This window comes from Bacteroidia bacterium (assembly GCA_033391075.1).
GTDB lineage: Bacteria > Bacteroidota > Bacteroidia > J057 > J057 > JAWPMV01.
In genome coordinates, this window is sequence record JAWPMV010000001.1 from 4571420 (window position 1) to 4591863 (window position 20444).

General features: G+C 42.5%; 19 protein-coding genes. 13 read left to right on the forward strand and 6 right to left on the reverse strand.

The window, feature by feature from the left end; all coding sequences use genetic code 11:
- Positions 1-78 precede the first annotated feature (78 nt).
- The 3 genes from R8P61_18230 to R8P61_18240 form a co-directional block, all read right to left on the reverse strand.
- On the reverse strand, positions 79-663 hold the full coding sequence (locus R8P61_18230) for a hypothetical protein (protein MDW3649014.1): 585 nt from the start codon (positions 661-663) through the stop codon (positions 79-81).
- 75 nt (positions 664-738) lie between these two features.
- Positions 739-2301: a RagB/SusD family nutrient uptake outer membrane protein gene (locus R8P61_18235; protein ID MDW3649015.1), complete on the reverse strand. Its 1563-nt coding sequence runs from the start codon at positions 2299-2301 to the stop codon at positions 739-741.
- Positions 2302-2337: 36 nt separating this feature from the next.
- Positions 2338-5295 (reverse strand): SusC/RagA family TonB-linked outer membrane protein, encoded by a 2958-nt coding sequence (locus tag R8P61_18240; GenBank protein ID MDW3649016.1) that lies wholly within the window; start codon positions 5293-5295, stop codon positions 2338-2340.
- A gap of 686 nt (positions 5296-5981) precedes the next feature.
- Between R8P61_18240 and R8P61_18245 the strand changes: the two genes are divergently transcribed.
- The 8 genes from R8P61_18245 (at position 5982) to R8P61_18280 (ending at position 12291) form a co-directional block, all read left to right on the forward strand.
- Complete coding sequence (locus R8P61_18245) at positions 5982-6368, forward strand: TonB-dependent receptor plug domain-containing protein (GenBank protein ID MDW3649017.1); 387 nt, start codon at positions 5982-5984, stop codon at positions 6366-6368.
- A 102-nt stretch (positions 6369-6470) separates the two neighbouring features.
- Positions 6471-7514 (forward strand): LacI family DNA-binding transcriptional regulator, encoded by a 1044-nt coding sequence (locus tag R8P61_18250; GenBank protein MDW3649018.1) that lies wholly within the window; start codon positions 6471-6473, stop codon positions 7512-7514.
- Positions 7515-7584: 70 nt separating this feature from the next.
- Positions 7585-8019 carry a thioredoxin family protein gene (locus R8P61_18255; protein MDW3649019.1) on the forward strand — a complete coding sequence of 145 codons (435 nt, stop codon included), beginning with the start codon at positions 7585-7587 and terminating at the stop codon, positions 8017-8019.
- A gap of 11 nt (positions 8020-8030) precedes the next feature.
- The gene (locus R8P61_18260; protein MDW3649020.1) at positions 8031-8693 is read left to right on the forward strand and encodes a hypothetical protein; all 663 of its coding nucleotides are present in this window, start codon (positions 8031-8033) and stop codon (positions 8691-8693) included.
- Positions 8641-9678 (forward strand): FAD:protein FMN transferase, encoded by a 1038-nt coding sequence (locus R8P61_18265; GenBank protein MDW3649021.1) that lies wholly within the window; start codon positions 8641-8643, stop codon positions 9676-9678. Before R8P61_18260 ends, R8P61_18265 begins: the two co-directional genes overlap by 53 nt.
- 46 nt (positions 9679-9724) lie before the next feature.
- A complete protein-coding gene (locus tag R8P61_18270; GenBank protein MDW3649022.1) occupies positions 9725-9898 on the forward strand; it encodes a DUF4266 domain-containing protein in 174 nt (57 codons plus the stop codon).
- 15 nt (positions 9899-9913) lie between these two features.
- Complete coding sequence (locus tag R8P61_18275; GenBank protein ID MDW3649023.1) at positions 9914-11110, forward strand: DUF3570 domain-containing protein; 1197 nt, start codon at positions 9914-9916, stop codon at positions 11108-11110.
- A gap of 38 nt (positions 11111-11148) precedes the next feature.
- Positions 11149-12291, forward strand: a complete 1143-nt coding sequence (locus R8P61_18280; GenBank protein ID MDW3649024.1) for a glycerol acyltransferase — start codon at positions 11149-11151, stop codon at positions 12289-12291.
- 21 nt (positions 12292-12312) lie between these two features.
- On the opposite strand, the gene R8P61_18285 is transcribed toward R8P61_18280, so the two are convergent.
- Together R8P61_18285 and R8P61_18290 are read right to left on the reverse strand one after the other, a co-directional pair.
- The gene (locus R8P61_18285; GenBank protein ID MDW3649025.1) at positions 12313-13863 is read right to left on the reverse strand and encodes a bifunctional metallophosphatase/5'-nucleotidase; all 1551 of its coding nucleotides are present in this window, start codon (positions 13861-13863) and stop codon (positions 12313-12315) included.
- Between the two features lie 135 nt (positions 13864-13998).
- The gene (locus R8P61_18290; protein MDW3649026.1) at positions 13999-14769 is read right to left on the reverse strand and encodes a DUF6503 family protein; all 771 of its coding nucleotides are present in this window, start codon (positions 14767-14769) and stop codon (positions 13999-14001) included.
- Positions 14770-14857: 88 nt separating this feature from the next.
- Here R8P61_18290 and R8P61_18295 point away from each other — a divergent pair, with 88 nt between their 5' ends.
- The 5 genes from R8P61_18295 to R8P61_18315 all read left to right on the forward strand — a co-directional run bounded on the left by R8P61_18295 (position 14858) and on the right by R8P61_18315 (position 19246).
- Complete coding sequence (locus tag R8P61_18295) at positions 14858-15433, forward strand: acyltransferase (GenBank protein MDW3649027.1); 576 nt, start codon at positions 14858-14860, stop codon at positions 15431-15433.
- Between the two features lie 10 nt (positions 15434-15443).
- On the forward strand, positions 15444-16574 hold the full coding sequence (locus R8P61_18300) for a hypothetical protein (protein MDW3649028.1): 1131 nt from the start codon (positions 15444-15446) through the stop codon (positions 16572-16574).
- Positions 16575-16683: 109 nt separating this feature from the next.
- Positions 16684-17802 (forward strand): Mrp/NBP35 family ATP-binding protein, encoded by a 1119-nt coding sequence (locus R8P61_18305; GenBank protein MDW3649029.1) that lies wholly within the window; start codon positions 16684-16686, stop codon positions 17800-17802.
- Positions 17803-17876: 74 nt separating this feature from the next.
- Positions 17877-18125, forward strand: a complete 249-nt coding sequence (locus R8P61_18310; GenBank protein MDW3649030.1) for a NifU family protein — start codon at positions 17877-17879, stop codon at positions 18123-18125.
- Positions 18126-18229: 104 nt separating this feature from the next.
- Positions 18230-19246: a helix-turn-helix transcriptional regulator gene (locus R8P61_18315; GenBank protein ID MDW3649031.1), complete on the forward strand. Its 1017-nt coding sequence runs from the start codon at positions 18230-18232 to the stop codon at positions 19244-19246.
- Here the strand turns inward: R8P61_18315 and R8P61_18320 are convergent.
- The gene (locus R8P61_18320; GenBank protein MDW3649032.1) at positions 19240-20298 is read right to left on the reverse strand and encodes a DUF3179 domain-containing protein; all 1059 of its coding nucleotides are present in this window, start codon (positions 20296-20298) and stop codon (positions 19240-19242) included. The two genes, R8P61_18315 and R8P61_18320, sit on opposite strands and share 7 nt — an antisense overlap.
- Positions 20299-20444 lie beyond the last annotated feature (146 nt).

The following is a 20444-nucleotide window of genomic DNA, read 5'->3' on the forward strand; positions in this document are numbered from 1 at the left end:
TTTGTTGGACTGGGAATAAAAGCTAGCGAAAGGTGTATTTGACAAAAGTAATCAAAAGCCTTCAGACGAAGGCTATGGCTATTTTTTCTTTTCGGAATTTTTCAAGGCATTCAGGTCAACAATGTCAACTTTTACTTTGGAATCATCTACATAATAGACGGTGATCCGGCGATTTCCATCGACCTTTAAAAAAGCATTGCTCCCTACCGGAGTAGGGTTATTTATTTCTGTAAATCCTGTTCCAAACCAGTCTTCCATTAGAGCGATAACTTCCAGGATCAGTTTATCGGCCTGCAGATCTTTATTCCAGGGAGCCCAACCATCATAATAGAAGCTGATGGGCATGGCAGTTACATATCCATTTTCTGAACTTGGATAAAATTCCATACTCGCCGGATGTTTAAACTCCTGAATGGGATAATGAACGGTAGTATTATTGGCTCCCTCCATGATTATCCCTTTTTTATTCATTTCCCAGCAATGTGCATAAAAATCATCCATAGTCATCCCCAGATAGATCCCGAGGAACAAACTATCATTTCTCACTCCACTTGCCAGTTCTTTAGCTTCCCGTTTTCTATACTCCTCTTCAGGGGTAGATTCACAGGAGGTAGAGAGGAAAAGTATAGAAAGAAATATCAGGACAATTGAAAATCTCTTCATGAATAATGATTGATTAGAGCTAAAAAAGCTGGAAACCCCATTGGGTTTCCAGCTTTATATAAGATATACTATGGATTAATATCCAGAGTTTTGAGTCAGGTTAGGGTTCGCATCAATCTGAGCACGTGGAATTGGGAACAATTCTACGTATTCGCCAGGAGATGATTTTTCCCACCAGTCTGAAGTGAACACACCGAAGCGGATCAAGTCAGATCTACGATGACATTCTACAAAGAACTCACGTCCTCTTTCTGCAAGCAGATTTTCGGCAGTCAGTTCAGTGAAGTCAGATACACCTGCTCTTGCACGAATTTCGTTAACCAAAGAAAGTGCATCAGCGTCGCCGGGATTCATTCTCCACATAGCTTCAGCTTTCATCATCAGAACGTCTGTGTAACGGTAAATTGGGAAGTCATTGCTCATGTTTGGCTGACCACCAATTTCGTACTCAAACTTAGCTACACGTGCACCAGCTTCACGCCATGCATTAGGAGCAAGTTCGTTCAATTGAGCTCTGAACGTATAAGGAGCACCGTCCTGGTCAGAAGCTTCGAAACCAGCATCTTCCAGTCTTACTTTTCCAGATACATCCCACTGTGGTCCAATCAGGAAGTTACTTCTAACAGTAGAAGGTCCTTGCTCTGTATTAGGCTGACCTTTTCTCAAGTCAGTGTCTTCGTAAGAGTTATAGAAATCTTCCAAAGTACACCATCCGTTCCAAGGCTGAGCAGCGAGGTTATACGTTTGCTGGTTGATGTAGCTCAAAGACTGCATCACGATGTTGAATCCACCTGCAAATACTGCATCATAAGGAATTGCAAAGATCATCTCAGATGATCCCTGGTTGTCCAGGTTGAAGTTGGCGAAGTAATTTGGCTCAAGGCTGTAATTATTCGAGTTAATGATTGCATCACAAGCAGTAACCGCTTTTTGCCACTGAGGAGTTCCCGTATAAACTTCTGCGTTCAGGTACAATTTAGCAAGTGCCATTTGTACCACCATTTGGTTGATACGTCCGTAGGTAGAACCGTCAACACTTGTATTTACCAATGGAAGCGATGCAGTCAGTTCACCTTCTACGAAAGAGTAAACTTCCGAACGAGAGTTGTTTTGAGGAGTAGGATTGGCATCTGCGAAAGATGTAACAATCGGTACATTACCATAAAGGTCCATCAACCAGAGGTAATAAACAGCTCTAAGAGCTCTCAATTCACCAATGAATGGATCAGTAAGTGGGTTTTGTAGTTCCTCAAATTGGAAGATCAGACGGTTACAAGCGTTTACTCCCGCAAAAAGGAAGTTCCAGGTATTAGTAACCGTTGGGTCTTCAGTGGTCCAAAGATGTTGGTGAAGTCTCACCCAGTGTCCACCATCTCCCCAGTCTGGCCCACGCGTTGGGACAACCATCTCATCAGAAGAAACTTCCTGTGCAGCGTAAAGGGAAGTAGTCCCCATATAACCGTAAAGAGAAGTATAAGCTGCACCCAGTGCAGAGATCAGCTCCTCTTCAGTCTGGAAGAAGTTATCAGCAGTTACCTCGCTGAAGAGCTCCTCATCCAGATTTGTACAAGCAGGCATAACAGCAAAGCAAAGCGCTACTATAACCAGTACTTTCAAAGGAAAAAGATACTTATTCATTTTATAGATTTGATTAGAATTAGTCCTATTTAACAATTAAAATCCAAGATTTACACCCACAGTGAATCCTCTTGCAGAGAAATAAGTATTTCTTCTGTCAAGACCTGGAGCCAATGGGTTTCCACTATTGGAGTCAACCAAACGTGGTTCTGGAGATACCCCTTTGTAATTAGTAACAGTAAACAGGTTTTGTGCGTTAGCAAAAATTCTGATTTTGCTGAATCCTCCTGGCAAGTTAGGAACAGTATACCCAACGGTCATGTTGTCCAATCTCAGGAAGTCTCCATCTTCAACGTGGAAGCTGTTCAACTGAGGTTGGTCAGTCAAAGTAGCAACATCGCTGGAAGTAGTCAGAATATTGTATGCAGAAATAGTACTAGGTGCTTCGTAGAATGCACGGAAAGTATTCAGGATGTCGTGTCCCAATACTGCGCGGAAGAAAATAGAAGCGTCCCAGTTCCCAGCATTCAAGCTTGAGTTAAGACCTATTTGGTACTTAGGAAGACCATTACCTACGATATCACGGTCTTTGATGTCATCTTGTACACCATCGCCGTCAGTATCGAGGAAGTTCCATGTACCATCTTCGTTTACGAGATTGTTAGGATCTGTAACAAGCGTCCAGATTTGTCCGATAGGCGCACCCTCTTCAAGAAGGATAGTACTTGTACCGTTCTGTCCAGGAGATCCGAGGTTAGCAAGTGCTTGCTGTCCACCGAAGTCAAGTCCTCTGGCTTCATCAGAAAGAGATACGAGTTCTGTATCGAAGAATCTGTTAGCGTTGAATCCAAAGTTGATGGTGTTTCCACCTCCAATGTTCAATGCATAGTTCAAGGCAAGTTCAAGACCTGAGTTATCCAGCTGACCAATATTCAACCAAGTAGTTGAAAAGAGATTTGGAGGAACAGGTACGTTGAAGTTAAGGATCAAGTCCTCAGTCGTAGTTGTATAGTACTCGATAGAACCAGTCAGCGCATAGTTTCCAATTGCGAAGTCAACACCTACGTTGAAGTCGGTTTTGGTCTGCCATCTCAAGTCTGGGTTCGCGTTAGATACAGGACCGAAAGAAGGAATGAATTCTCCATTGAAGAAGAAGTTTCCAGTAGGACCAAATCTCTGAAGAGAAAGGTAAGATTGTCCAACGTTAGAACCGGTTACACCGTATCCAGCTCTCAGTTTCAAGTTGTCAAATCCGCTTACTCCAGCAGCTCTTACGAGGTCGATACCCGCACTAATCGCTGGGAAAACTCCCCACTTTTCTTCCTGACCAAAACGAGAAGAACCTTCACGTCTTACAGATGCAGTTGCGAAGAATTTGTCATCTACGTTCAAGTTAACACGACCGAAGAATGCAATCAGTCTGTTGGTAGTTTTGTAAGAGTTTACTCTTCCCAATCCATTGGCGAAGTCAGCAGAACCGCTAAGGTTATTGAAAGTAAATGCATCCGTAAGGAAGTCTCCACCTTCAACATTAAATCCCTGGAAAGTAAAATCCTGGAACTCATATGCTCCCAGTACTTTCAGGAAAGTATTGTTTCCGAGGTCTGCGTCATAGTTCAACTCTGCGCGGAACAACTGGTCAGCAGCTTCGTCATTTCTCTGACGAGCAAGACCATTTCTGTTCTCACCTACCCAGAAGCTATTCTTGTCATAGTATTGTCCAAGAATGTTGTTAGAACGCTGCTGAGAATAGAAGAGAGAGAATTTAAGATCATCAGTCAGATCGTAATCTCCTCTGATGTTGGCAACCAAAGTTTTTGTTTCTCTCAGGTTTTGGTTTTGCTCAATGATCGCTACAGGATTGTAGAAATCAAACAATACCTGCTGGAAATACCCATCCCATCTTGCAAAAGCAGGGTCGTTAGAACCGCTAATGAAAGGTGCAGTTGGGTTAAAGATAGTTGCATAGCGGAAGGCTTCAGTGAATCCCAGGCTAGCTTCTTCAGTGGTTGTTGCGAGGTTCAAGGTTACGTTCAACTTGTCATTCAAAGCTCTTTGAGACAGGTTAACACGTCCATTGATTCTTTGGAATCCAGTAGTTCTGGCGATACCATTCACATCTCTGAAGTTTGCAGAGATACGGTAGGTAGTTCCTTGATTTCCACCACTCATAGAGAGGGTGTGGATTTGAGAGTTTCCTGTTTCCAGGAGCTGGTCGAACCAGTCTACACTACCTCCCAGGTCGTTAGAACCAGGGAAAGCGGCATAAGCGTCGGAATCCAGTACGTCAACTACATTGTCAACAGTTTCAAAAGTAACCTGTCCACTGTAGTTTACAACAGAGCTTCCGGGAACACCTTTTTTGGTAGTAATCAGGATTACACCAGATGCACCACGAGTTCCATAGATTGCAGCTGCAGATCCGTCTTTCAAAACGTCAATAGCAGCGATGTCTTCAGGAGCAACACTATTAAGGTCGCCACCCAGAACACCATCAATTACAATCAAAGGTTCTGTACTTGCTCCAATAGTAGAGAGACCTCTCAAACGAATGCTGAAGTTACCATTAGGGTCAGAGCCAGGTCTTGAAATAGTAAGACCTGCTACTTTACCTTGCAGCAACTGTGCAGGATCACTGATGTTACCTACGTTGAAGTCTTTGGCCTTCACTGATGCGATAGAGCCAGTTACTTCTTTTCCTTTCAGGGTTCCATATCCAGTTACAACAACCTCATCCAGGAAAGAAACTTCTTCTTCCATGGTGATGTTAACTGTAGAACGGCCATCAATGGCAATATCTGCAGTTTTGAATCCGATATAAGAAACCAAAAGGTTAGTAACACCACTGGGTACATCCAGAGAGTATTCTCCTTGGTCATTTGTAAAAGTACCTACGGTGGTACCTTTAGCTACTACGGTTGCCCCAATAAGAGGCGAGCCGTCCGATCCGGTAATCTTACCTGATACAGACTGAGCTACAGCACTTCCATATGCAATGCAGAGCAACATTGGCACCAGAAATACCTTGAATAAAAGAGTTCTGATTTTACTCATAGTTAGTCGGTAGTTAAAAAAATATAATCAGGTGGTGAATTGAAAACGAGTTTAGTAGATTTAAGAACAGTAGTATGCATTCAGCTTTTGAGAGGAAATTGAGTAGATGCTCGAAAACTTAGCTCTGATGCGTCTTTTATACACCACAACATATATAACATATTATATATGTCGAATGTTTAGCAGAGAATCAAATCAAGTTCATATAAGCCCTATATTTTAGTATTACACGTGGTTAAAGCTGTTAATTATTTGTTAAAAATAAAAATAATAGAGCATAGTAAACATCTCTATTCCAACGAAATCGATTACGTAATCAATTGCAGGCCAAGCAGGATCAGGAACTAAAAATTGTTTGAATTTTCCAGAACTGATGTCTAAACAGCAATCAATAAGCAGCCCGTTCATATAAAATGAACCCTATATGTGTTAGAATGACATTTCAGGGCAAAAAATCCTGTGCACCTAAAACTGTCAGTAAAAGTGCCGATTATCTAATAGGAAAAATATGAGGAATTCAAGAGCTAGGTAGTTGCATGTTTTTGCCGGCGAAAATGGATCATTACAGCAGGCAGCCCATTATAGTAAAATCGGAGATTTATATGTAAATTAGGGAAATGGGAAAAGGCCTTTTAATTAGTCCCTTCTACCATATCTAATATATCAACCTGAAGCTAGCTAAATTTATGAAATACCTCTCCTATCTCCTCCTGCTTTCGGGGCTCTTCCTATTCTCTTGCAAATCAAGCAATATGGCGACGGGAAAAGAGTCCAACACAGAAAAGTATAATTCCGCTTCAAACCTAACCGAATACCTCACCCAGATACCTGGCCTCATGGTAAGTGGAGAAGGTCCCAATGCCCGCTTTAAAATCAGGGGTATAAATTCGATCAATGCGAATTCCGACCCTCTATTTATTGTGGATGGAACTCCGATGGCAGGGGGCTATACTTCTGTATATAGTATGATTGATGTAAAGGATGTCAAATCTGCAAGGATCGTAAGAGGACCGGATGCAACTTTTTATGGAACCAGAGGCGCTGGAGGAGTGGTCATCATAAAGACTAATTAGCATATTCATCATTTAGGAGAAAAAGCCTTAGCTGGGATATACGTTTATTCTATATAAACTAAACAATTCCACCACCCTTCTGCTTTAGCAAAAAAGGACTATATGCTCAAAAGACAGGTAACACTTGCTGATATTGGAAAAGAACTCGGGGTAAGTACGGCAACCGTATCCCGTGCCCTGAAGGATTATCCGGATATCAGCAAGGAAACCAAGCAGAAAGTACTTGACCTTGTCAAGAAATGGAATTACCGGCCCAATTCTATGGCTGCCGGACTGAGGAAGCGTGAATCCAAAGTTATAGGGGTCATCATTCCCGAAATTATCAATCACTTCTTTTCTTCTGTGATCAAAGGCATCATGAAGGTCGCCTATGAAGCAGATTACCGGGTTATGCTTTGCCAATCTGATGAGTCTTATGAAAAAGAAGTGGCAGATGCCAATGCCCTTTTCTCCAGCAGAGTAGATGGGATCATGGCTTCACTTGCACATGGCACCAAAAATATAGACCATTTTCTGGCATTTAAAGATGTAGGAATACCCGTGGTCTTTTTCGATAAAGTTCCCTCCAATACTCCAGATGTATCCAAAGTGGTCGTAGACGATTATAAGGGAGCGTTTCGGGTGGTAGAGCATTTGATTCAGCAAGGATATAGAAGAATCGCCCATTTCAGAGGACCCATGCTGGCAAGTACTTCCATCAACAGATACAATGGCTATAAAGATGCCTTGAGCAAATACAATTTAGCCTATGATCCCAATCTGGTTTTCACCTGTGAAAACATAACCCTGGAAGAAGGAAGAGCCTTTGCCAAACGATGCCTCGAAAACGGGAATTTTGATGCCATTTTCTGTATTACGGATCAGGTAGCTATCGGAGCTATGCTGGAAATAAAAGAAGCTGGCAAATCAGTACCCGAAGATATAGCCATAGCCGGATTTAGCAATTGGACCATGTCCTCCATCGTCGAGCCTAAACTTACAACTGTGGCCCAGCCCGGTTTAGAAATGGGAAAGAGAGCTATGCAGCTTTTATTAGATGAGATTCGTTCCAATAAAGAAGAAGTGGAAACCGAAGCACAGACAGTTACCCTGGAAACAGAACTGCTTATTCGATCTTCCAGCTCAAAATCAGAAGTGCTGGTATAATACTGTGATATTGGATTTTTCCTTTGCTTTTTCAGATGTAAATTTGCCATCTGTGTATTAGCTATTTACTATGAAGTCCCTACTTTTTAGCTTAGTATTTTTATTTACCTCATTCTTCCCTCAATCAAGCCCTGAGCTTTCCTGGCATACTGAACTGGAAAAAGCCCAGGCTGAAGCTTTATCAAATCAACAATCGATACTCATGGTTTTCTCAGGATCAGATTGGTGTAAGCCCTGTATCAGATTAAAACAGGAAGTATTTGAAAGCAAGGAATTCAAGGATTTTGCAAAAGATCGATGGAGCCTCCTTAATGTTGATTTTCCTCGTTCCAGAAAAAACAAAATTCCCCAGGAGATAAAAGACTATAGAAATAGTCTGGCAGAAAAGTATAATCCCAAAGGCTACTTTCCCCTACTCCTTATCCTGGACGAAAAGGGAAACATTCAACAAGAACTTAGTTATAAAGGAGGAGGACCAGCATCCTTTCTCTCAAATCTGGATTAATTCAGCTTCCTATGTACCGAAAATTGGCAACTATCCTCATCCTCTGCTGTTGCAGCCTGGAGATTTTCGCTCAAAATTCTGAATCGAGCGCTATTCGCATTGGATTTAATAGTGGGATCAGCATGGGAAGATGGATTTATGATAAAGGACAAAGTGAAGATGTAGGAGGATTTCATCAGGGCTATGATCGGAGCCATTTGGCTATATATGTCCCGATTGGTGCCCAGATCAATTATGATTGGAAGAAATGGAGCATAGGGATTATGGGAAATATCAGCTGGCTAGCTGATGATGAACTGGTTTCCTCCACGACCCGTGTGATTGTTCCAAGAGAATATTTCATTACGGATGGCTCCAATATCAAATTTGAGAATTACGGCTTCCTTCTGGAAAGGAGCATCATTGATCGAGCACGATATAGACTACGGGCTTCCGCTTTTCTCGGGAGTTTCCGCTCAGAGCAGGATCATCCCAGAGAAGAATTTTTTGATTTGCACTATTTCATCGATCTGGGCTTAACAAATGAGCTTTACCTCAGTGATAGTTGGTTCATCATGATCCGCCCGGTTTTCAAACGAAAAGTCATTACTACCAAAGACTCCCCTTTTGAAGGTGAATCACATGAGATCATTTCTTTCGGCATCGACTATGGGTTCGGATTCAGGATTTATTAAGCGTAACTGGGTTCTGATCCTATGCATGCTCTCCCTTGGTTTTGAGGTGAAAGGGCAATCTCATACCCATATCCATGAGAGCTTTCATATGGGTTCTCCTTTTGCCATAACCGTCATCCATGAGGACAAAGACAAAGCCTGGGAAGGAATAAAGGCTGCTGAAAGGGAAATTGAGCGAATAGAAGCCCTCATTTCTTCCTGGAAAGAAAGCTCGCAAACTTCAGCCATAAATCGGGCAGCAGGTAAAGAAGCTGTTGAAGTAGATGCCGAACTTTTCCAACTCATTTCCCGAGCACAAAAAGTTTCTCAATTGAGTAGTGGGGCCTTTGACATTTCCTATGCCTCTATGGATCGTATCTGGAAATTTGATGGCTCTATGACAGAACTTCCCTCTGATGAGGCCATCTCAAATTCTGTAGCAAGGATCAACTATAAAAACATCCTACTCAATAAAGAAAAGCAGACCGTCTTTCTCAAGGTGAAAGGAATGAAAATCGGATTTGGGGCTATTGGCAAAGGCTATGCAGCTAATCGAGCGAAAAAAATCCTACAGGAAATGGGAATAGAATCAGGTATGGTAAATGCCGGTGGAGATTTAATTGCCTGGGGAAAGGAAGAAAACGGCCAAGCCTGGAAGATTGCAGTTGCTGATCCCAGCAAAGAGAAGCAGGTGCTTGCCTGGCTGGAAGTAGATAATAAAGCGGTCGTTACAAGCGGGGATTACGAACGCTATGTGATTCTGGACGGGAAAAGATATGCACATATTATAGATCCGAGAAGTGGTTGGCCTGTGCAAGGCTTGAAAAGTGTGAGCATCATTTGCCCCGATGCAGAAATAGCAGATGCGCTGGCAACGACTGTTTTTGTATTAGGAAAAGAAAAAGGTCTGGAGCTGGTCGAAAAATTGCGGGGCATTGAATGCATCATTATTACAGATGAAAATGAAATTGTAACTTCGAGTCACCTAAATCTTTCTCATGAATAAAAGCCAATTCATACGATTATTTGCAGCACTCTTTCTCCTGGGCATCATGGGTACTTCCTGTGTATCTGTCAAAGCCTATGAGAAAATGTATCTCAATGACTCGGATATGGTGCTCAGCTCTCGCAAAGTCGAAAACTATCAAAACACTTTCCATTCCTATCGGGAAGGAGCCTCGGGTGCCAATGGAGGAAAAGTTGGCGGAGGCTGCGGTTGTAACTAATCTAAGCTAAAACACTTGAAACGCTATCTCTACTTCTTCTTCCCTCTCCTCTTTTTGAGCACATATTCACTCCATGCTCAAGTCAAAAAGGATTCAACACTCCAACTTAAAGAGGGAGATGTGGATGTTAATTTTCTTTTCAATTACTATAAACAAGAAGGGATACATGCAGCCGTAACTGGTGGGGAAGGAACAGAAGAGCTGGAGGACCAGGATATTAGCATGATCGTAAAAGTTCCACTTGACAGCATTACAAATCTGGATGTAAAAGCCGGTTTCAATCATTACTCTTCCGCCTCTACAGATCGGATCGACAGTCGCCTTTCTACCGCTTCTGCCAAAGACAATCGGGTTCAGATACAAATGGGCTACGAAAGATTGATGCCCGCCAAAAGACAAAGCTGGGGAATCAGCCTGGGAGGTTCTTTGGAATCCGACTATTTCTCCTCCTCAATAACAGCTGCTTATTCCTGGGATTCCAAAGACGGAAATCGACAAATCAACTTACAATTACAGGCATTCCTTGATACCTGGGTAGTCATATTTCCAGAGGAGTTAAGAGTACCGGGATTAGCAGAAGTTCCCACAGACAAAAGAAGATCTTTTAATCTTTCTATAAGCTGGGCACAGGTCATCAATCAACGCTTACAAATTGCCCTTGCCAGTGATATCGTTTATCAACGAGGCTTACTTTCAACACCTTTTCATCGTGTGTATTTTCGGGGAGTTACTTTACCGCGGATTGAAAGCCTGCCAACTAGCAGATTGAAAGTACCACTGAGCATACGGGCCAATTACTTCCTCTCGGATTTCTTCATCCTGCGTTCCTACTATCGCTTTTACTATGATGATTTCGAGATCATGGCGCATACCGCGAGCATCGAACTGCCCATCAAACTGGGGAACACCTTTTCTATATATCCCCACTACCGATATCACACCCAAACTGCAGCCAACTGGTTTGCTCCTTTTGCGGAACATATTGAAACCGAAAGCTTTTATACCTCCGATTATGATCTCTCTGCATTCAATAGTCATAACTATGGAGTAGGCCTTAGTTTTGCCCCCATATATGGCATCAGCAGATTCAGGGTAAATTCCCGTGGCAGGCTGGGATTTTTCAAAAGTGTGGACCTCCGATTTAGCCGCTATCAAAGAAGCGATGGCCTCTCTGCCTTTAGCTTAGGCCTGGACTTTGCATTTCGCTTATAAGCGGATGTTTCCCTATATTTGTGCTCCCATACATGCTTATGCGTAATTCAGTGCTCAGTTTTGAGGAGATAAGACCTTATCGGGATGAAGAAGTAAAAGCCGTAATGGCGAGATTATCCCAAAAACATTCATTTAAAATCCTACTTCAATACTTTTTCCCTGGACAAAGTATAGAGGATATTGAAAAGGGACTTCAGGAAGTGGAAAGCTCTGCCGATTTTCAGGATAAATACATCAGCAAAGCGATCCTTCGGATGAAGGAAGAAAGCACCAGAGAATTGAGCCATGAAGGCTTCGAGCATATCGACAAAAACCAGAGCTATTTTTACATTTCCAATCACAGAGATATTATCCTGGATCCGGGATTTCTCAACTTTCTCTTCCACAGAGAAGGATTTGAAACTACCCAAAATGCCATAGGGGACAATCTCCTGGTATCGGGTCTGGTTACTGATTTGATGAAAATGAACAAAAGTTTCATCGTTCATCGATCTGTGGAAAGAAAAGATATGCTTTCATTTTCCAAGCGGCTTTCTGCTTATGTCTATGAGGTGCTCGAAAGTGGACAAAGTATCTGGATGGCTCAAAGAAGCGGCCGGGCAAAAGATGGAAACGACCATACAAATCCAGCATTATTGAAAATGCTCAACCTTAGCGGAGCAGGAGAAATAGACGAGAATTTTCGTCAACTCAATTTGGTCCCTATGGCGATTTCCTATGAGTTTGAGCCTTGTGATATGCTAAAGGCAGAAGAACTAGTTCATCAGCGTATGGGGCTTCCCTATCAGAAGGATGATAAAGTAGCCATGATTCGAGGCATCCGTGATCCCAAAGGCAGGGTTCACCTCAAACTTGGCAAATCTATCGGAGAGAAAATTCGCCATATTCCCAAAGGAGGAAGGATCAATGACTATTTCAAAGCCCTCGCCAATCTCCTGGACAGAGAAATCTGGACCTTGTATAAACTTTGGCCCAATAACTTTATCGCCTATGATCTCCTCGAAGGCAAAGATCAGTTTTGGAACTTCTATACAAAGGAAGAAAAACAGATTTTCCTCGACTACATGGAGAATAAGTTGAAGGGAATTAAAGGAGATTCTAAAATGCTCAAAGAGCAATTTTTACTTATCTACGCCAATCCCCTTCGGAATAAACTGGATGCTGACTTAGGACTTTATTAAGTCCATTTCCATTTCTAAGAGCTATTTCAACTTCTTCAGGTAGTCTATCACGACTGCGCGGATATCTGTGCGAATATCCTTTTTATCATCTTTGCCAGGTTTGGAAATGTTGCGGATGCCTTTGTTATCCTCTTTCAGGAAAGGAATATCATATCCCATTAACAGGAAATCGTTCATCACTACCCGATAGTATTTATCATGATCCAGCGGGCTTCCATTTACCTGCCAATCTTCGCCACTTTTAGCCAAACCACTATACTGAAGATAGGCTCCCGTCCCTTTATGGTTTTCACTATATCTGAGCACCCCAAAAAGTAAGCTCCCTTTCATATCCACCTCAATGATAGAACCTCCAAAGGGCAGGGTTCTGAAAATATCTATGCCGAGGATATCTCCTTCCAATTCGTCATCAATCCGAATCGAACCGCTATTGAGCATACCTATATCGGGATACTGTTTTACTGCAGCCATCATGGATTTGGTAAGAAGTTCTCCCATTCGTCCCTGTTTATGACGAATACTACTCTCTCTTCCATCCAGCACCTGGCGACTTTTGTAGACAACTGCATAGGGATCGGCAATCACCTGCGTTATCTCCTGATTCAGAATTTTGTCCCATTTATCTATAATCGCAGCTACTTCTGGAGATTTATTCATCCGACCATCTACCGGAATAAGGTCTGATTGTATCTCCAACTGCTTAGTTTTCTTGTCATAGGAAAGAATGTGCAAATAAAGCGTCTTGGCATTAGCATCTGCTTTTGCTATGCGTACTTCTCCAACTTCCTCAAAGCGATAATCATGTTCATGTCCTCCAATGATGAGGTCAACATCCTGTTCTGCTTTCGCCAAGGCAATATCCTCAGGCAAACTTAGGTGGGTCAGCCCCAGAATGATTTCGTGATCCTCTTTAAGTTTATTGATGGCCAAATGTGCACAAGAATCGGCATCCAGATAGTTCACATAATCTCTGGGATTAGAATCGATGGTTGCTGAGAAAACACCCAGGTCGATTTTCGTTCCATCAGCATCGCTTAACATATAGGTTTGAGTAGTTGGAATAGTTGATTTGCCCTGTTCATTTTCTCGATAAAAATCCTGAATACTCTTCCCTTGTTTTAACTGAATATTCGTAGCGACCCAATCAAAGTTCGATTCATTGATTCTCGCCTGCAGGTCTTCATAGTCAAAATCAAATTCATGATTTCCAAAGGCCACTACATCCATATCCATGGCATTGAGTACTTCGATCATTTGCTTTCCCCGTATCCGCTCTCCCTCGTATTTCATTGTATTTATCAAAGAAGGATTTAGAAAATCCCCTGCCAGCATCATCAGATTTGCCGGATATTTGTTTCGGATACTGTCTGCGAAAGCTGCCACGCGGGCCAGGTTTCCAGCCTTACCGCCATCAACTCCTGATATTTCGTAGACATCATTTAGTTGGATAATAGCTATTTCGATTTTGTCGTCATCGCCTTTGAGGGCTTTAGCTATTTTTCGATTACAGGCCGAAATAAGTAATAAGGAGGTGAGCAATAGTAGAATAAAGAGTTGTCGATTAGTCCTCATGTGTAGGTTTCTTATATGGTAGCATGAAAATAGGGAATGCAGACTGCATTCCCTATAATGGTATCATTAAGATTGTCTTTTGTAACAATATAAGCCTCTCTTGAAGCCTTCCATGCCTGGTCCCTTTTGCAAAAACTACTGTGGCAAAAGAGATCTTAGCTCAATATTTTCCAACTCAATCAGAGAAAGAGTATCCAGTTCTTGATTAAAGTAGGCTTTGTCGATATCTCTCACATCTTTTTTGGGATCACCTTTAAAGTTTACATAGTCTGCAAAGCGCATCCCGTTTACTTCTCTGAAATTATATCCTTTCCGAAATCTCAGCCCTCCCCCATCTGTTTCATAACTGTAGGCAAGATGATCCATGGTCCCTGATTGGGTATCGATGAAATAAACGAAAATATCCTGGTGATCTTCTCCTCCACCTTCTTCCTGAAAAGTAACTTCTACCTTATGATAGGATTTACCCTCAATCTCAGATAGACCCAGGTATTTTTTATGTACGGCTGCATCATTGAGTTTGTAAGGTAATAGGGCGAAATACCAGACACTGTTGATGGAATTTCGGTATTTTCTGACCATCGTATCAGGCACTGCTACAACTTCGCCATTGATCTTCCTTTCGAAACTATCCGAATTCATCAGATCTACATACTGCGCCCCCTCTTCTTCAAAACTTCTTTCGTAATGAAACTTCCCTCCTTCTCTTTGGGAACGGTAATTTTTATTCCGAAAGCTCAGGCTGATGTCTGAATAGTCATAGAGCTCTCCTCCATGCAAGCTGATCGCTTTGTCTATTAATTCCTGCGCAGATGGCATTTGTTGGGTATTTGATGTAGGACCTTCTCCGCAGGAAAAAAGGGCAAGAGAAATGATTGACAGGCAGATGAAAAGATGATAGTTCATAAGAGAATGTGTATCAAATTCGTGGGCAAAATTAGTACTTTTGTCGGGTTAAAAAGTCTGCAAGCAAACAAAATCCACCTAAAAACCCATGTCTGATTACTTTGTTCACGAATCTGCTGTAGTTGATGAAGGCGCTATAATAGGAAAAGGTAGCAAGATTTGGCATTTCTGCCACATTATGAAAGGGGCATCCTTAGGAGAAGGATGTAAACTTGGACAGAATGTATTTGTAGGAGATGGAGTCCATCTCGGCAATAATGTCAAAATCCAGAACAATGTTTCTGTCTATGCAGGAGTAACTTGCGAAGATGATGTCTTTTTGGGGCCTTCAATGGTTTTCACCAATGTCAGAAATCCTCGAAGTGCAGTAGTCAGGCAGGGGCAGTACGCTGAAACCTATTTAGAAAGAGGAGTGAGTATTGGAGCAAATGCCACCATCGTTTGTGGAGTAAGGCTAGGAGCTTTTTGTTTTATCGGAGCAGGAGCCGTTGTTACCCAGAATGTGCCGGCTTATGCTTTATTGGTTGGGAATCCCGCTCGACAATTAGGTTGGATGAGCGAATATGGACATCGCCTGGAGTTTGATGAAGAAGCAAAAGCCAGTTGCCCGGAAAGCGGAGAAATTTATCTACTCGAAGCCAATAGCGTTCGCAAAATTTCCTGATATTTACAGGATGAAAAGCACGCCTGTATCCGACAATATTTTTAGCCGATTTTCTATCAGCCCTGAGCGAGGTTTTTTACCGGATTATACTCCTTTAGAAAGCCTGGGAAGTCCCTTTGAGGCCTGGGACCAACTGGCATATGAGCTCCCCCAATTGATCCATGAGCAAAAAGTGAAGGAAAGCCTGACTTCTCTCTCAGACTTCCCATTGCAATCCCTACAATCTCCCAATGAAAAGGAACGCGCCATGCTCATTCTCGCACATGTGGCTTCTGCCTATGTATGGGAGACAGGCGAAATGCGGGAGCATATCCCGCCAATTGTTGCCATTCCTTTTGCACGACTTGCTGATGAACTGGGTCGACCCGCTATCGTCCACCATATGACCAATGTCATGTACAACTGGAGAAAAAAAGATCCAGCTGGAGATTTGCGTGGAGAAAATATGGAGGCCCTTATCAGCTTTAATGATTCTCCGCAAGAAGCCTGGTTTTATAATGTTACTGCAGAGATAGAATCTGTTGGAGCAGCCGCCTTGCCAGAGATGATCATGATTCATGAAAAGGGAAGAAAACTTGGGGAAGAAGAGCTTCATCTTTCTTTGACCAAACTTCATCAGATTCTTCTGGAAATGAATCGTTCTCTGAACAGAATGATCGACCAGCTGGATCCAGACTTCTTTTATCATAAAATTCGCCCCTTCCTATCTTCTTTTGTCAATATTGAGTTTCAGGGAGTCGAAAATAATCCCATAAGATCCTATGCAGGAGGAAGTGCTGCTCAGAGTTCCTTAATTCAGGCCTTTGATGTATTGATAGGTATCACACATCCTCACGGAAGCGGAAAATACCTACTGGCTATGCGGGATCATATGCCTCCCCCTCATAAAGCCTTTTTAGAATGGATGGAGGAAGGAGAAAGCCTGGGAGATATGATTTCCAGCTATCCTAAAGAAAAAGAGATTTACCAGGCTCTGCTTGATGCCTTGCTTGCTTTCCGCAATACACATCTGAAAATCGTTGCAAATTTCATAGCAGGCCCGGCCAAAAGATCCGGTAAAAGTTCTGAAGGAACAGGAGGAACGGATGCCCTGAGCTTTCTCAAAGAGGTGAGAAATGACATGAAAAAGCATCAGGATTGAGCTTTGTCTTCTGCTGAACATAAGAAGCTAAACAGATCAGGGATATTTGGGTTAGATAATAGAGTCAGCCGGTAAAACGAATTGAGCTTGAATTTTCTATCTTTGCTATATGCTTTTCAATAAGAAAAATAAAGGGATCACCCGCGAGGCTGTTTTAGCTGCTCTGAGTCATGTCGACGATCCGGATCTAAAGAAAGATCTGGTGACCTTAAACATGATACAGGACATAAAAATTGAAGACAAGAAAGTAGAGTTTAAAGTCGTACTCACTACTCCAGCTTGTCCCATGAAAGACGCTATCCAAAGGGCCTGTATAAATGCCATCCATCTGATGGTTGATAAAGAAGCAGAAGTGCATGCCATCATGACTTCTCAGGTAAGTAGCGATGATAGCAATCAAAGCTTACCCAATGTCAAAAACATAATTGCGATTTCTTCCGGCAAAGGAGGCGTAGGAAAATCTACCGTCGCGGCCAATCTGGCCGTTGCACTTGCACAGAGTGGAGCGAAAGTAGGGCTGATAGATGCCGATATCTATGGTCCGAGTATGCCGATCATGTTTGGATTTGAGGGAGAAAGGCCCCAACTGGAAAAGATCGGAGAAAAAGACATGCTTATTCCTTTTGAAAAACATGGGGTAAAGCTTATGTCTATTGGTGTGCTGGTTCGTGAGGGACAAGCCATTGTTTGGAGAGGGCCTATGGCTTCTAAGGCCTTGCGTCAATTGATCTTTGATACCAATTGGGGAGAAATCGACTACCTCCTGGTAGACCTTCCTCCGGGCACGGGAGACATTCACCTGACACTTGTGCAGGCATTATCTGTGACGGGAGCAGTCGTGGTTACGACTCCTCAGAAAGTAGCGGTTTCAGATGCACGCAAAGGAGCTGAGATGTTTCGCAGTCCACAAATCCAGGTTCCTATACTTGGCGTGGTAGAGAATATGTCCTTTTTTATTCCGGATGATGCCCCTGAGAAGAGGTATCCTATTTTTGGAGAAGGAGGCGGGCAAACACTCGCTCAGTCGATGGGTACGGAAATGATTGGCCAAATCCCCATGCGACAAGCCATTGCAGAAAACGCAGACGCAGGAAAACCCGTTACCGTTTATAAAGACGGAGTTCTGGCAAAAGCCTATCAGGACGTAGCAGGAAGTCTGGCTCAACGTATAGCTATCAGGAACGCTCAACAATCTCCAACCAAGAGAGTTGAGATTCAAAGACCTTAAGCCAAATCGCCTACTGGCAGTTGGCTAATACAGCCAAGATTGATTTACTAAGTCTAATTTCCTTATTTTGGGATATGATCGTACAAGAAGAATTGAAAAACCGGATCGAAACTGCTTTAGATAGCATCAGGCCTTATCTGGTTTCTGATGGAGGGGATGTAAAAATTCACCAGATCAGAGAGGATGGAGTACTGGAATTGATTCTGCTCGGAAATTGTGAATCCTGCAGCATGAGCCAAATGACCATGACCGCAGGTATCGAACAAGTGGTATTTCGGGTTGCTCCGGAGATCCATAAAGTAGAAGCTGTTACCCCCGAATAAGCGGGATATCATATAAAGAACATCGCCTCCGGAAATCTTCCGTGAGGCGATTTTTATTTGAATCCCAATATTTTTGCTAATTTGGAACAAAAGTCCCTCCCCGCATGTCAGAGAAGTTGGATGTACAGAAAGCGCTATTTCAAAAAGTAAAAGAAAAGCTGCCTACCCATACCTCCCTGGTAGATGAAATCGCTGAACGCTTAAGTATAAGCAGTGATGGAGTCTATCGTCGCTTGAGGAATGAAACCCCATTACGATTGGATGAAGCCGCAAAGCTTTGCCAGGAGTTCAATATCTCCCTGGATGAAATCGTACAGGAAAATCAAAACCACTCCATTGTATTTCAACCTACCGGAATCCGAAATGGAGCCCTACAATTTGAGGAATACCTTCATGGTCTTCTGGGCTTATTTACAGAAATCCAGAACAAAGGAGTGAAATCCAGCCTCTATGCTGCCAAAGATATTCCAGTCTTTCATCTCTATCAGTTCCCTGAGCTCGCCTTATTCAAGATGTTTTTCTGGAGAAAAACCATTTACAATGATCCGGAACTGAATGGTAAACAGTTTGAATTGAATATCAATGATGAAAGCCAGGATCGATGCATTTCTCTTTGCAAACAAATCGCGGAAAAATATGCCCTGATCCCAAGTACGGAGATTTGGAATGAAGAAACCTCTTATAGCTTTGTCAAACAGATCGGCTATTATTATGAAGCCGGCTTATTTAAAAGAAAGCAGGATGCTATCTTACTCTGCGAACAGGTAGAGGCTCTTTTTGTACATCTTAAAAAGGAAGCGGAGCTTGGCTATAAATTTATGGCTGATAATCCTCCCGAGTCTCGTGTAAAGAATTTCTGGCTATACTATAATGACCTCATTTTAATTGACAATGTGATCGTAGTTGATTTTGAGGATTTCCGCCAGGCCTTCCTGATTTACAATTCCATCGATTACCTCAGCACCCGAAACCCTGTGTTTGCAGAAGAAGTGAAAATCTGGTTGGAAAATATTACCCGAAAATCTGAATTGATCAGTGAGGTCGCGGAACGCATGCGCAACAAATTCTTCATGAAAACCCAAAGAAAAATAGAAGGTCTCAAAGAAATTCTTGCTCAGTAAATCTCAATAGCTGGATAAAATGCTCCCCAGGAAAACCAATATCCTATAAAGGATAAGGGTCTTTCCAGTTTCTGTCCGACATCTGGTCCTTCTATAATCCTTCCTGCCAGATCGTAGTAGTTGCCGGCATCATCTTTCACTATGCGAGGGAAATCATCTTCTAAAGCGGAATAACTACGTCCTGCAATGGGATAAAAGGCAGCATTGATATTGTCTAGTTGAGAACGCACAATTAGCAAAGCTTTATCATCCAGCGTATCCTGAATCACTTCCATCCCCTGCCCTACATCATTGAAGCGGTAAGCCCGCTGCGCATTTTCTTCCATCACGCCCAAAACTCTCTCTTTCAGGGGCAGTCTTCTGTCCAAAGGTTCAACCGGAAAGAAAAAGAGCTCTTCTTCCTCTAAATAGTTCCCATAGGGATATTCTATATATCGAATGTCGAAATCGGTATCTGCATTGAGGATTTTGGAATTAGGAAAGGACTTTTTCCAGGTTTTAAATGTTGTCTCAATTAAGGTATAGGTTTGGGGAATGCGTCCACGTAAAGGGCCATTCACACATTCCAACCTTTGTTGGGACCAGGTACTTCCCGTACGTCGGTCGTAGGGCATAAGGTTGGTATTGAAAAGTAGTCCGGATACTCCATAGGAGGTAAGGAATCCGTCGATCCGACGATCCCAGCCAATACCCGTTCCGGTAAGAGGACAATAGGTAATGGCTATTTCCTTTCCATTGATCTCATCATTGATGATCTCATGCCAGTTCAACATAGAAAAAGGATAGGCTTTTAGTTCTCCTTCATGCTCAATTCCTAATACGAGTACATCATCAAAAGCAGGATTGATTTCTTCCGGCATGCTAAATTTTGGATCATCCAAAGAGGGAATTCCATCTTTCCCTACTCCTGCATCAAAGACATCCTCCACAGGAATGATCCACTGATCAAAGGGGGAAACATAGTCAGGATTGCTGATAGGGCCTTCACCTTCGCAAGCACTGAAAAGCAGGAAGATACAGCCTAAAATAATTTGTATGTTGCCTCTATTCATCCTATTTTAAATCAGGAATACCGAATTCTACCTCTAAAAATTGCCTTCCTGCTGATTGCTGTTTGTCATCGAGATGACAACTTACCGGATATACCAACGGTTGAACCCTCCCTCTTGAACTGACACAATTAAAACTACTCGATAAA